9 protein-coding genes and 1 riboswitch are annotated in these 13627 nt (G+C 55.6%); of the genes, 2 read left to right on the top strand and 7 right to left on the bottom strand.

Going from position 1 to position 13627, the window contains the following annotated elements; all coding sequences use genetic code 11:
* Positions 1 to 392: 392 nt before the first annotated feature.
* Positions 393 to 3881, bottom strand: coding sequence for a collagen binding domain-containing protein (locus tag K1558_RS03965; protein WP_274528386.1), 3489 nt, complete (start codon positions 3879 to 3881; stop codon positions 393 to 395).
* A gap of 276 nt (positions 3882 to 4157) precedes the next feature.
* Here K1558_RS03965 and K1558_RS03970 point away from each other — a divergent pair, with 276 nt between their 5' ends.
* Positions 4158 to 4895 carry a YwaF family protein gene (locus K1558_RS03970; RefSeq protein ID WP_238650099.1) on the top strand — a complete coding sequence of 246 codons (738 nt, stop codon included), beginning with the start codon at positions 4158 to 4160 and terminating at the stop codon, positions 4893 to 4895.
* 95 nt (positions 4896 to 4990) lie between these two features.
* Here the strand turns inward: K1558_RS03970 and K1558_RS03975 are convergent, their stop codons facing one another.
* From K1558_RS03975 to K1558_RS03995, 5 genes are all read right to left on the bottom strand, one after another.
* Entirely contained in the window at positions 4991 to 5422 is a 432-nt protein-coding gene (locus tag K1558_RS03975) for a peptidylprolyl isomerase (protein ID WP_238650100.1), read from the bottom strand.
* A gap of 129 nt (positions 5423 to 5551) precedes the next feature.
* Positions 5552 to 6886: a diaminopimelate decarboxylase gene (gene lysA, locus K1558_RS03980; RefSeq protein WP_238650101.1), complete on the bottom strand. Its 1335-nt coding sequence runs from the start codon at positions 6884 to 6886 to the stop codon at positions 5552 to 5554.
* Between the two features lie 191 nt (positions 6887 to 7077).
* Positions 7078 to 8865, bottom strand: coding sequence for a spore germination protein (locus K1558_RS03985; protein WP_420800408.1), 1788 nt, complete (start codon positions 8863 to 8865; stop codon positions 7078 to 7080).
* A 762-nt stretch (positions 8866 to 9627) separates the two neighbouring features.
* Positions 9628 to 10053 (bottom strand): stage V sporulation protein AB, encoded by a 426-nt coding sequence (locus K1558_RS03990; RefSeq protein WP_238650103.1) that lies wholly within the window; start codon positions 10051 to 10053, stop codon positions 9628 to 9630.
* A complete protein-coding gene (locus K1558_RS03995; RefSeq protein WP_238650104.1) occupies positions 10050 to 10715 on the bottom strand; it encodes a stage V sporulation protein AA in 666 nt (221 codons plus the stop codon). The genes K1558_RS03990 and K1558_RS03995 overlap by 4 nt, the downstream gene beginning before the upstream one ends.
* 193 nt (positions 10716 to 10908) lie before the next feature.
* Between K1558_RS03995 and K1558_RS04000 the strand changes: the two genes are divergently transcribed.
* Positions 10909 to 12081 (top strand): hypothetical protein, encoded by a 1173-nt coding sequence (locus K1558_RS04000; protein ID WP_238650105.1) that lies wholly within the window; start codon positions 10909 to 10911, stop codon positions 12079 to 12081.
* A 124-nt stretch (positions 12082 to 12205) separates the two neighbouring features.
* On the opposite strand, the gene K1558_RS04005 is transcribed toward K1558_RS04000, so the two are convergent.
* The gene (locus tag K1558_RS04005) at positions 12206 to 13168 is read right to left on the bottom strand and encodes a DMT family transporter (protein WP_238650106.1); all 963 of its coding nucleotides are present in this window, start codon (positions 13166 to 13168) and stop codon (positions 12206 to 12208) included.
* A 134-nt stretch (positions 13169 to 13302) separates the two neighbouring features.
* A riboswitch (FMN riboswitch) is annotated at positions 13303 to 13450 on the bottom strand.
* Positions 13451 to 13627: the final 177 nt, after the last annotated feature.

Consider the following 13627-nt stretch of genomic DNA (forward strand, 5'->3'; position numbering starts at 1 on the left):
AAGTTTTTCAGTATGGGATCGCCGTGACTCCAGAGAAGTTTTGGGCTTCCAGCCGCTGCCCATCCCCAGATTTCTTGATTTGTACCGCTGTTCGCGGATGAAATCCGGTAACTGCTGATCCAAGATTCCCTCCGTCACTTTTCCCTGTCTGTATTCTTTCAAGTTCAATTTATATGGATTTTAAATTTGAAATTATTATAGCATTTATGCGCAATGGTGAAACCTGATGTCCGAAAATATTTCGCATATATCCGGCCTCATACCTTCGCTTCAGCAGATTGTGTTCGTTTTTCCGAATACATTCGGGCGCACAACCGGATGCAGTCATAAGAAAAAGGTACGGGGATGCATCAGCCCCCCCGTACCTTTATTTAATCATAATCCGGCCTTGCTTAGTCCTGCTTCCGCGGCTTGCGGAAGACACGGCTGAGAATGAAGCCGGCGAGGATCAGACCGGCGCCTGTCAGATAGACCGGCATCGGGCTGCTCTCCCCGGTCTGCGGCAGTCTGCCGGTGCCGCCTTCCGCACCGGAGACTGTTCCCTGCGGAACCGCATCGTCATCAACATCTACATCCGCATTGCCCAGCGGAATGTCATCGTCAGCCGGCGTCACCACTACCGGAGCCGGTTCCGGGGTTACCGTAGGTGCCGGAGCCGATGGCTGCGTAGTGCCCGGCACGCCAGGCCCTGCCGGAATCTCGCTATCATCGATAATCACACCCGGTTCAACCGTACCCGCCGGTGTCGGCACCGGAGTGAATACCGGACCTCCGCCAGACGATGTCGGAGCAGGCGTGGACCCCGGTCCCGTTGAATCTGTAGGAACCGGCGACGGGTTCACAGTCGGACCTGTCGTCTCAACAGGTGTGTCCGTCGGCACCGGTGTAGCTGTCGGTGTTGGTGTCACTGTAGGCGTTGGCTGCTCAGCCAGCTTATTGTACAGCGTCAGGTTGAGCACTGCCGATGAGCTGATCGTAACCGGATGCTCTGCCGTATCAAGCACGTAGCCTTGTGGAGCTACAGTTTCGATCAGAACATAGCTGCCCAGCCAGAGATTGTTGAAGCCGGCTATGCCTGCTGCATCTGTAGTGCGGGTATTTACCAGCACCCGTTCGCTGCCGTTCAGGCGGTACAACTCATAGGTTGCTCCGGCTAGCGGCTTGGAGGTACCGCCCTCTTCAAGCTTGAGGACATTGAGCGTACCTCTGACCCCGCTGCCCGTTCCCGAGCCGCTGGATACCCCTACAATAATCTCCTTCGTCGTCTCTTTGCTGATCAGCTTCACATTGTTGCCGTTGAAGCTTACTGAGTTGACCAGCTTATCGCCTGTGTTCGCCATAATCAGCGACTGATATTCCAGCACATAAGCGGAGCGGATATCGTCCGGGAAGCTTAAGACAAAGGATTGCTTTCCTTCTGCATCGGCACTGATGTTCAGGAGGTAATCCACATCCTTCACCAGTGCCGGGCCGCTCTTGGCTACCTCACCGCCTGCAGAGACCGCTGTCCGGTACAGCTGGAAGCTGTCCGGCAGCAGAATCTGGTTCGTGCTCGGCACATCGGTAATGACGGCATCCCTCACATGGGATTGGGTACGGTTGACCACAATGGTCCAGTTCAGCTTATCGCCGTTCTGTGCACCGTCCTTGAACACATATTCGTCGCCATACGGAATGTCTACTGTTGCCTTCAGCTCCTTCGATGCACTCTTCTCCCCGTCCAGCAGCTTGGCGGTATTAGCTACACTGGTTCCAATAAGCTGCCCTTCCAGACTGGTCTTGAACACTACATAGTAAGGAGAATCAACCGCCTTGGCAAAAATAACCCTAAGCTCATTGTTACTTCCCACACTGTAGCTGTATTCACTCCGGTTCACCTCATCGCCGCGGCTGTGGCTTCCATCCTTAGCAATGTTCATCTTATAGATATGGAGTGAGTCAGGGACCAGCGACTGTCCATCGGCCAGCAGATCCCTTAACTGCGGATACTTGATGGATTTGCTGTTATAGTTAATGCCTACGGTCCAGGTCAGCTCTTTGGAGGAAGCATCATAAGAACCGGATTTGAAGCCGTTGTTCTTCACCTCGGGAATGGGAATGAACTTGCCCTTGGCTTCGGTCCACTGCGCTTTGCCGTCGCTGTTCTTCCAGTCAATCCGGGCCACATTAATGAATTCATCTGTGCTGCCCTTGAGCCAGTCATTGCTGAATTCCGTCTTATAAGAGATCGTATAAGTTCCGTTAACCGGCGAGTTAAATTTCACCTTGAAGCTCTCGTTCGGCTGAACCGGCGAATTCGTTATTACGGAATAAGCCGTATCAGGAATAACTTTACCGGACAGCGTGCGGACAACCAGAGAGCCGGGGATGAATTTCTGGCCCCCCTCAGGGAACCCGTCCGTAACCAGCACCTCATTCATCGGGTAGTTGTCGCCGTTGAACGTTATTTTCCAGTCTGTGGTATGTTTGTTGTAGTCTACACCCGACAGATTCTTGTAGATAATAATCGGCCGGATTAATTGGGTAGCCCCGCTACTGTAGGTGCTGTCAGAGACCGTATTCGTGATCTTTGTATCGCTGAAAACACGGTCGGCAGCCTTGGTCGTATATTCGATCAGATAGGCCGAGTTCACCGTATGCTTGAACGCCAGTCTGAAGCCCTTGCCGGATTCGCCTGTAACCGGTGTAAGCGTGTAATCCTCTCCTGCGGCCAGTGCCGGGCCTTTGGCTGCTTCCCCGGCAGAATTCAGGGTAACCGGATAGACGCGGAGCGAATTCTCAACCAGGAGCTGGGAGCTGCTGAAAATATCCGTAAGCACAGCATTCTCCGGTGAGATGGTCCGGTTATTGTAGTTGTACTCTATGGCCCAGGCAATGGTCTGGGTGCCCCAGTCATAACGCGTCGCCTTCTTGTTCAGGCTGCCGCCGCGTTCGATCTCTACCGTAGCGGAGGCACTTGCCGGCGCACGTCCCTCCCCAGTGAAGGTCGCCGTATTAGTGAAGCTCGACAGATTATCATTAACGACTTGGGTGGTATACACGATCCGGTATGCACCAGTAATCACGGGGGCATTGAATTTCAGGTTAAGCGTACTGTCTGCAACTCCGGCTGTGTACCCGCTGCTGTCCACAAGCGGCCCTTGGGTAACGGTGCCGTCCAGCAGAACATTCAGCTGATAGACGGACAGGGTGACGGTGCTGTCCAGAGACAGCCCGGCAGGAATCGGGTCGGTGACCGCCGCCTGGCTGACGGCTTCCAGCCGCTTGTTGACATCGACCGTCCACTCAATATGGTCCGCATTGAAGCCGCCGGAGACCCCCTTCTTGGTGATGGTAGAGCCTACCGCAGGCTTGAACGAGACCGTCACAGTCTGGACTCCGCCGTTCACCGGGAACAGAATCTGCTGGACCGTGCTGCCGCTGATCACCTGCTTGTCGAACTGGGTATTAATACGCAGGGTTCCCTGTACATTCGCATGGCTCTCGATGTAATCGTTGAAGGTCATGATCACCTGATGAGTAGCCTGGCTGACCGTGAAGGTCCCTACGGTTCCCTCATCGGACTTAAGACCGCCCTGAATGTCATTGAACAGCCTGAACTGCTCAGGCAGCTGGAAGGTGAAGCTGTCCCCCTGGCTATACCCGTGTCCATCAGGGAGTGACCAGGTGTAATCGAGCGTCACAGTGGAATCCACATCATACACGCTGCCTGTCACCGTCTGTCCATCCGGCCCGTATACTGCCATGGACACACTGGTAATAATGTCACGGTCCTGCTCAATTGCTGCGGCAGTTGCCTGCTGGGTGAATCCCAGCCCGTAGGCAAACTGGACCATCAGCAGAATCAGGACCATTGTCAGGCTTGTTCTTCTTTTCACCATTTACCATAAGCCCCCGTTCTTAAGATTGTTTAGACAACATGCCAGAAGAATGGCTGCTGACCGCACCGGTACCGGACACATTTTACCTGGAGGCTTCCATATGTATATACGGGTACGGGCATCCACTTCTGTAAATCCATTAGCAAACTTGCCTTTTCTGCCCATCCCGGACGATATATACTTATATCACCTAAGAGTAGAACTTTAGAATCAGTTTTATTAAAATAGTGAAATTAAATTTTTCGCAGATTATCCTGACATCAAGGAGAGATCCGTATGAACCGCAATCCATTCTGGGACCGTGTACGTGACAATGATTTCACCATGTTCTCCGGCTCCCATCTGACCGCCCTGCTGATCATCGCACTCTGTATCCTCTTACTCTTCACCTCCCGGTTCACTCTGCGTGCCCGTCCCGGCTTGAGACGGGGGACCCGCCTGTTGCTGGTGGTGCTGCTGGCTGCTTCCGAGGGCGGACTGCATCTCTGGTATCTGTCCCAGGGCACCTGGAGCCGCAGCGCCTCCCTGCCGCTGGAGCTGTGCGGAATCACGCTGCTCTTGTCCATCGTAATGCTGCTTACGCGCAGCAGGCTGCTGTACAGCTTTCTTTATTTTGCCGGGATCGGCGGCGCATCCATTGCCCTGCTTACACCCAATCTGGTCTACCCGTTTCCGCACTTCCGCTTCCTGCTCTTCTTCATCGCCCACGGATCAATTATTCTCGCATCGCTGTATATGACCTGGGTGGAGGAGTATAAGCCTTCCTGGCGCTCCCTGTTCTTCACCATGCTCTGTCTGAATGTGGTGGCCGCCTGCGTCTATGCCGCCAATCTGCTGCTGGATGCCAATTACATGTTTCTGATGCGCAAGCCAAGCACCTTCTCGGTGCTCGATTATTTCGGACCTTATCCCTACTACCTGCTGGTCGAGGAAGGCTTCGCCTTCGTGATATTCCTGCTGATGTTCCTGGTATTCTTCAAGCTGCCGCAGCGGTTCAGGCGGAGACAGACCTGAAGAATATGTGAATATGGAGGCGCACGCAAAAAAGCACCCGGCTGGATATTCCAGCCGGGTGCTTCGGGGTTCTCGGTATATTCGTGCTGCGTGAATTATACTTCTACAACTTCAACGCTAGTCATCTTGTCGCGGCCTTTGAACGCATCGACCAGCTCCATGCCTTGAACCACCTTGCCGAATACGGTGTGTACTCCGTCCAGGTGCGGCTGCGGGGCATACGTGATGTAGAACTGGCTTCCGCCGGTGTTCTTGCCGGCATGGGCCATAGCCAGGACGCCGCGCTCATGCTTGTTCGGGTTGATCTCGCAGTCGATGGTATAGCCAGGTCCGCCGGTGCCGGTGCCGTTAGGGCATCCGCCTTGGGCTACGAAGCCTGGGATAACACGGTGGAATACCAGTCCGTTATAGAAACCGTCATTCGCCAGCTTCTCGAAGTTGGCTACGGTATTAGGCGCATCCTGATCGAACAGATCGATCAGCACAACACCGCCGTTCTCAAGGGTAATCTTCGCTTGCTTCGCCATATGTAAATGACTCCTTTCGAATTGACAGAAATAGAACACATCCATTAGTTTACTATGAAACGCGGCACAAAGCAAAGCAAGCGGGGACTGCCCCGCTTGCTGCTTGCTGCATGCCCTGAAGGGCAGGATTTACTTCGTAACCGCCTGCTTGGCGATACGTGCCGGGATCACATCGTTGGCCACAATATCCTGATGGGTCTCGCGGCGCACAACCAGATCGCTCGCCCCGTTCTGCACGAACACGACTGCCGGACGGCGGATACGGTTGTAGTTGCTGGCCATGGAGTAGTTGTAAGCCCCGGTGCAGGCTACAGCGAGCAGGTCGCCGCTGTCCACCTTAGGCAGCTCGACATCCCAGATCAGCATATCGCCGCTCTCGCAGCATTTGCCGGCGATGGAGACTGTCTCTTCGTTAGCCTCTGTAGCGCGGTTAGCGAGCACTGCCTCGTACTTCGATTCGTACAGGGCCGGACGCGGATTATCGGTCATGCCGCCGTCAACGGCTACGTATTTGCGCACGCCCGGAATTTCCTTGCTCGTGCCCACAGTGTACAGAGTCGTACCGGCATCGCCTACGATGCTGCGGCCCGGCTCCACCCAGATCTGCGGCAGCTTGTCGCCGATGCCGGCGAAATGCGTCTTCACCGCATCGGTGATTGCCGCTACATATTCCGATACCTGCAGCGGTGTATCTCCATCCACATAACGGATGCCGAAGCCGCCGCCCAGGTTCACGACCGGGAAGCTGATGCCCAACTCATCCTTGACCATGCGGGTGAACTCGGCAATCCGCTGTACAGCCAGCTGGAAGCCTTCGGTCTCAAAAATCTGCGAGCCGATATGCGAATGCACGCCGAGCAGATTGAGATTAGCCTGACTGTCCGCCTGGCTGACCGCTTCACGGGCAGAGCCGTTGCCGATGTCGAACCCGAACTTGGAATCCGTCTGGCCGGTGGATGCATACGCATGATGGGCATGGGCTTCAACGCCTGGAGTCACGCGCAGCAGAATATTAACGGTAACTTCCTTGCGGGCTGCAATGGCCTGCAGCATATGAAGCTCCACCAGGTTGTCGACCACGAAGCAGCCGATTCCGGCATCGATCGCCATCTCAATCTCATCCGGCGTCTTGTTGTTGCCGTGGAAGTGAATGCGTTCTGCCGGGAATCCGGCTTGCAGCGCAGTGTACAGCTCGCCGTCGGATACGACATCCAGCGACAGCCCTTCCTCATCTGCCAGACGGCACATCGCCATCACGGAGAACGCCTTGCTGGCGTAAGCGACCTGGAAGCCCAGACCCGAAGCGGTGAAGGCATCCATGTATTCGCGGCAGCGTTGGCGGACCAATTGCTCGTCCACTATATATAGCGGTGTACCATACTCCGCCTTCAATTCGGTTACATCACATCCGCCGATCTCCAGATGCCCAGCATCGTTAATTCGGCTCGTCCCGTGTAAAAACATTGCGCAGTCCTCCAATTTCTGTGGAATATCCGTTCCACCCTGTCTAGTATATGTTTTGGAGCCCCGGTACGTGCATAAAGTCCGGTCCCGAAGACGGGATCCGGCTTATTGCGGGGCTGTTTAGTGTATTCAGTATAACAGACAATGGGAACGCCATAGAATGGACTAATTTGCACTTGTTTTGTATTTTCCTACGATTTACGCGGAGCATCCTTATTCTCAGGCATCCGGGTATTATCCCTTGTTTTGTTGAAGGATGGCCTTGTTTTGGAGCTGAGCACCGGCATACGCAGGATAATCTCAGCCATTGCTTTTGCATTAAATGGTATAAACGGCCACATGTAAGGCGAATTGTAGGAGCGGTGGGTAGTCAGCAGCACTACCAGCAGCGTTGAGCCAATCATGAAGCCGGGGATCTGGAATGCGGCCACGGCCAGCAGCAGCCCAAGCCTGACAATCCGGTTGGCCAGCCCCAGCTCATAGCTCGGTGTAGCGAACATCCCGATCGCTGCCACCGCCATATAGAGCACCACCTCGTTCACGAACAGACCGGTCTGCACGGCGATATCGCCTACCAGAATAGCGGCAATCAGACCCATCGCCGACCCGAGCGGGGTCGGGGTATGCACCGCAGCCATCCGCAGCAAATCGACCCCGAGCTCGACGATCAGGAACTGGGCGATGAGCGGAATTTTCGCTGTTTTCTGCGGACCGATGAATTCCAGCATGGCCGGCTTCAGCTCCGGGTGAATGACCAGCAGCATCCACAGCGGAAGCAGGAACATTGAGGCAAAGATCCCGATGAAGCGTACCCAGCGGAGGTACGTTCCCATGAACGGCGTCTGGCGGTTCTCCTCAGCATGCTGGCAGAGGTCGAAGAAGGTCGTGGGCAGCACCATGACACTTGGCGAGGTATCGACAATCACAACGACACGGCCCTCCAGCAGATGGGAGGCCACAATATCCGGACGCTCCGAGTAACGGACCAGAGGGAAGGGATTCCAGCCGCCGCCTACAATGGCTTCCTCCAGTTGCTTATCTGCCAGCGGAATTCCATCGAGATTCACATTTTTGAGCTTGTCGGTCACAGCCTGCACCTGGGTCTTGTCCACGATGTCATCAATATAAGCTACACAGACATCCGTCCGGGTCCGCCGCCCGATCTGGTGCATCTCCAGCTTCAGTCCGGGGTCGCGCACCCGCCGTCTGACCAGAGCGACATTGCTAAGCAGCGTCTCCGTGAAGCCGTCGCGTGCACCGCGGACCACCCGCTCTATCGAGGGTTCATCCGGGCTGCGGGAAGGATACGAACGGGTATCCATGATAATAACCTGGGTTTCGCCTTCAATGAAGAACACGCTCATGCCCGACAGCACTTTATTGATACTCTCGCTGAGCAGCTCGCCCTTCTCCACCTGGACATGCGGGATATACTCGCTCATGAAGCTGGCGAACACATCGGTGGATACATGATCCGGGGTCAGATAGGTCAGACGCTTCAGAATTTCGTCTATGATGGTATCCTTGGCGAACCCGCTGACACACAGCAGCGCGGCGCGGCAGCCGGCGAAAGACATCTCCCGGAACACGATATCAAAAGAAGAGCCTAAGCCCAGCACCTCGGTCAGCGTCTTCTTGGTATCCTCCAGCGATTCAGGGATCTTGTCATTGCCCTGCCAATACTTAATCGACGCCTCCAGCGAATCTGAGCGTTCATGATCACGCTTCTCCTGCAGAGGGTCCTCCGGTTTACCTGCTGCCTTCTTGCCCTGCCTTGGCTCCGCCTTCCCGGAGGCAGACTGCTCCGGCTGCTTAGGCTGATTAGACGCGTCTGTGTCTTCCGGTGCCTCCCCGTCTTCCTCTGACTCATCATCACCGAATAACCGGGCGAAAAAGCCCTTGTGGCTCTTCTCCTGTCCCTGATCCGCTTCCTCCGCTCCCAGTTCATCCGCTGCCTCTGTGTCTTGCGAAGAATTCATAGCTTGCTCATCCTGTCTGCCGGTATTGTCTTGACCGGCCTTCGGCGAAGGATCCTCCTCCTGCCCGGAGCCATCCGCACTATCCGTGCCACCCTGATCGGGGCTGCCCGGTTCTTCTGCAGCCTCCATCTCTTGCCGCTGCACATACGCAGGCCCGGCGTCATCCCCTTGCTCCGGCATGCCGTCATCTCCGAACAGGCTGCTGAAGAAGCCCTTGATTCCGCCCCCGGCTGAATCCTGATTCTCCTCATCTCCGGCAGAGTCATTACTATCCGGGTTAGCTTCCCCGTTAGCGCCAGCATCACTTGATGTGGAGGCGTCCTTCGCCTCCTTCGCTTCGCCCGGCTCCGGTGCATCCGGTGCACCCGCAGCCTCGCTGCCGGACGTCTCCCCGCCGTCCCCCAGCCCGGCTGCGCTGTTCCCGCCGTTGTCTCCGCCTGTCCCCGCGGCAGCGCTGTTTCCAGCGGCTTCTTCCGGTTCCCCGCTACCACGGGGCTCCTCTGCTTCCCCTCCGCCGGAGGCGGCCGGCGCATCCAGGCCGGACGGAACTTCCCGTCCGCCCGCAATCGGCCGGTCGGCGGATGCGAGCTCCGCAGACGCCTCCATCTCCTGCTTTTGCCCGCCGCTGCTTCTGGCCTGCGGTCCGTTATCTGCCGTCTGCTCATCCTGCGGCGGCTTTTGCCGCGCGGATTGCCCCTTCTTCGGATCTTCTTCCACCTGATCCCCGCTGTGAATATACCTCACCACGCTCTAGCCCCCTTTTTACTGTCGGTATACAAACCAGTCAAACAACGATCCCGCCACCTTGCCGCAGACCATCGCCATCAGCAGGCCAAACAGCAGATGGGTCATATGCAGCCGCTTGGCCAGGATCGGCAGGACGTTCAGCACCTCGGTCAGCGCAGCCGCCAGCATGCCGATAAAAATGCCGTTGAAGAGCCCCACCCCGAGCTCTATGAGTGGTCCCGCTGATATTTTCCAATTCCAGAAGTCACTCACCGTTCCCAGCAAGGAGCCTCCGACCATCGCACCTTCGTACCAGTGAACCTTGTCGTAGGAGGAGGTCAGCTGCGCCAGACGGGGAATGATGTCCAGCACGACGAACAATGCGATGACCCCGCCGCCCACCGCAACCCCGCCGGCAATCCCCAGCAGCAGATGGAGGCCAAGCGATAGCGGGGCGGTCATGCTCCCCCCTCCCGGCGGCCGGAAGCAGGTTCCCCGCGGCGTTTCATTTTCCGGTACTCCTCATTAATGACATACTGGTCGATATTTTTCTGGTACAGGAACATCTCCACCTCAAGCGGAGTCGGCTCCTCGTTCCACTTCTTTTTGAACAAATGATTGAAAAAAATCACCATCCCCAGCCCGATGCCCAGCGAATAAGCGACCTGAAACATATAAGGATGCTCATCCCTGTGCCCGGTCAGCATCTCCACAATGCGGATCTGTACCTCCTGCATACTGACGTCGGCATGGAAATTCATAATCGTCAGCGCCGAGCCGAAGAACAGCAGCAGCCACACCAGCACGAACAGGGCAATCGACGGCTTGCCTGCTGTAGCGGGACCGGCAATCTGCACAATCGTGCGCCCTTCGCCAATCGGCTGGATGTCTGCATGGGGATACAGCTCCTGGATCTTCGGAATCACTGTCAGCAGATCCACCAGAATCAGGTTGCCGTCACTCTCCCGGGGCTGGAGCAGCAGCAGCGAATACAGCGGCTCCCTCCATTCCTCCCGGGTAATCAGATAAGCTACATCGCGCACCAGTACATTTTGGCCCTTAGGCACCGTGATCCGGTTTTTGAGCTGAATATAAATGGACGCCGCCGTGTCGTCAGAGTTCATCCGCTGAAGCCTCCCTCAGGTTGGAGTATGGAGCAGGTGAAGCAGCAAGAATAACGGTAGTATGGGAGGAAAGGCTTATTTTTACTCTTGAAACCTGGAATTCATATGTATGGGGGCGGGGGACAGGCGAAACATTTGGGAAATAGGACCGTCTATATAGACGGTATATTTGAGAGAGAGGATGGAAGTACACATGAAAAGAATGTTGCGTCAATATTTAGGAATGACTCTCGGTGCGGCTATGCTTCTGGCGCTTGCCGCCCCGCTGAGCGCACATGCCGCCGAAGAAATTACCGTCTACGATTCGTATGTCAACAAGAATAGCGGAGTCGAGCTCCATTCGGTCAGCCAGCTGGACGGGAACCAGTTTGTCAATGCGGTGATCTCCAAGCAGCCGGACGGAACGTTCGCGAAGTGGCCGGAGCCGTTCCTTTTTTTCCGGAATAACGGAACCGTAAGCCTGCCGCTGACCGGGAATGATGACCCCGAGCAATCCTATGTGTATGATACGAAGAGCGAGTCTATTGTTCGCAAAAGCAATTATATCCTGTCGCCGGACGGCCGCTGGGGCTATCTGGAGCGTTCGCGCTACAGCTGGCAGGAGGGGACTGACGGAAGCAGCAAATACATGGGGAAATTCAACGACCAGTATCTCCGCGATACGGCTACCGGCAAAGTCACGATCTATCATTCTACGGATAGCCGCTATAATGCCTTATGGATGAACCAGCACACACTGCTGGAAGGAAGATACGATAAGGGCTTGAAGCAGAATGTGATCAGCACCTACGACCCGTCCACCGGAAAGCGCAAGGAACTGGTGAAGGGCACGCTGTACAACTGGAACTTGGAGAAGGGATTGATTCAATATGGCAAAAATGAGCCGAAGCGCCTCCCCTGGATCTATAACCTCAAGGACGGAACGTCACGGCTGGTGAAGAATGACAGCGAGCTGAGAGCCCTGTTCCCGTCCCAGACGGCTGCACGGGCCGAGCTGTCTCTGCCAAAGTCCACGGTGCTGAAGGATCTCCCGGTCGCTGAAGTGCCTATCACTCTGAGTTATGAATACAACGTGAATCTGGACGGCAAAGGTGTCGATGTCTCTACCGTCTTCTCCTCAGGCGGACAGGAATGGATTCCGGTGAAGCCGCTGGCCGCATCTCTCGGCTGGAAGATCGAAGTGATGAATATTACCCAGACGGGCGATCCCTCCGCCGCTTACATTAATAAGATTACAAATGGCGGCAAGGAGGCCGTTCTTACACCCGCGAACAGCTTCACCTCCGGCAACAGACTGTATATGACCCAGGCGCAGATCAAGGAGCTTGGCTATAGCACGATTAAGCTGACCCCTTATCTGAAATAATCAGTGGATACACCAAAACAAAGAGATGCCCCGGCCGTGCAAATGACGGCTGGTGGCATCCTCTTTAGTATTTATAGGGCGAAGCCCTGGGGTCTGTCCCCTCAGGCTGTCGCCGGGTCTTAGATTAGTTCTGCTGAAGCTTCTCCGCCTGGCTGCTCTGCTGATTGGAGATGAAGAACAGCGCAGTCCAGATCAGGGCAAAGCCGATCAGCTGCGGCAGGGTCACCAGCTGGTGATACACGATCCAGTTGATCAGAATCCCGGTCATCGGGAAGCTTAGCTCTGCCAGTGTGGCTACGGAAGCCTTGGTGGTATTCAGCCCCTTGTAATAGAGCAGCATACTGAGCAGTCCAGGCAGGAGGGCCTGCAGCAGCAGGTTGACAGCCACCGCCGCCGAGCCGCCGATTCCGCCGCTCATCTGCCAAGGAGCGCCTTCCATGCTGGTAATTACGAACAGCAGAGGCAGCGCCAGAATGAAGCGCAGCGAGGTCACCGTCTCATATTTCATCGAACCCAGCAGATAACGGCCCATTACTGTGGAGCCGCCCCACAAGGCGGCAGCGCCCAGCGCCATAAGGCTGCCGACACCGATGAAGCTGTTCACATGGCCGAAGGGAATCGTCCAGCCGAAGGTCAGCAGATACGTTCCGGCCAGGGCCACGATAATCAGCGGCGCGAAATTGCGCGGCAGGCGTTCCTTCAGGATTACAGCGGCCAGCCCGATGGCAAAGAGCGGCTGAAGCTTCTGCAGCAGCAGCACAGCATTGAAGTCTCCGCTCGTTAATGCCTTGGTGAACAGAATCGTCGCCAGAGCAGAGCCGCCCCACGACACGATCAGCAGCGCTGCCGCCTGGCGCAGGCCGACGCCCTTCAGCTCCGCACGGTTGCGCCAGAGGACCGGTGCGGCTGCCACGAAGAGCACCACATGCTCCAGGAGCACGATCTGTGAAGAGGTCAGGGATTTCAGCAGGATAATACGGAACAGCGGGTCAACTCCCCAGAGCGCCGCCCCAAGGACCACCAGCCAGAAGCCGCTGCGCAGCGGTGCGGTACGGATCCCGCGTGATGAAGCCGATACATTACTCATCTTTCATTTCTCCTTGTCGATACAAACCCTCGTTAAGCGACCAAAAAGCCCCCGTGTGTCCTGCAAATATGCAGGATTACCACCCGGGGGCCATTATCAATAAAGACAACCGGAATACACCGGCGCCTCTATCTTATGATCCTCTCCCATCCGGACTTTACCGTCGGCTCTGGATTGTCACCAGATCAGTCGCTTCCTCTTGTGATAGAGTAACGAGTCGCGGGCTTAGTTCGCTTGAACATCACCGCCGGTCAGGAATTTCACCTTACCCCGAGAATCTTGTATGCTGTTATTATTTTCACAATCTCAGGATACCTCTCTTTTTGCTTTTCGTCCAGCTTTTTTATGCAAATTCAAGAAAATACATCATTTTCTTATCCAAATTATGCTCGGTTTGGCAGTTCTACAGGCATCATGTTAAATTAGAACTGGATTGAACGGTCCTGCTTCCTACAAAAT

It is taken from the genome of Paenibacillus piscarius (assembly GCF_022234545.1).
GTDB lineage: Bacteria > Bacillota > Bacilli > Paenibacillales > Paenibacillaceae > Paenibacillus_AQ > Paenibacillus_AQ piscarius.

Coding starts and splice junctions, on each gene's coding strand:
- K1558_RS03965 (WP_274528386.1), bottom strand. CDS start 3,881: ATGGTGAAAAGAAGAACAAGCCTGACAATGGTCCTGATTCTGCTGATG.
- K1558_RS03970 (WP_238650099.1), top strand. CDS start 4,158: ATGAACCGCAATCCATTCTGGGACCGTGTACGTGACAATGATTTCACC.
- K1558_RS03975 (WP_238650100.1), bottom strand. CDS start 5,422: ATGGCGAAGCAAGCGAAGATTACCCTTGAGAACGGCGGTGTTGTGCTG.
- lysA (WP_238650101.1), bottom strand. CDS start 6,886: ATGTTTTTACACGGGACGAGCCGAATTAACGATGCTGGGCATCTGGAG.
- K1558_RS03985 (WP_420800408.1), bottom strand. CDS start 8,865: ATGAATTCTTCGCAAGACACAGAGGCAGCGGATGAACTGGGAGCGGAG.
- K1558_RS03990 (WP_238650103.1), bottom strand. CDS start 10,053: ATGACCGCCCCGCTATCGCTTGGCCTCCATCTGCTGCTGGGGATTGCC.
- K1558_RS03995 (WP_238650104.1), bottom strand. CDS start 10,715: ATGAACTCTGACGACACGGCGGCGTCCATTTATATTCAGCTCAAAAAC.
- K1558_RS04000 (WP_238650105.1), top strand. CDS start 10,909: ATGAAAAGAATGTTGCGTCAATATTTAGGAATGACTCTCGGTGCGGCT.
- K1558_RS04005 (WP_238650106.1), bottom strand. CDS start 13,168: ATGAGTAATGTATCGGCTTCATCACGCGGGATCCGTACCGCACCGCTG.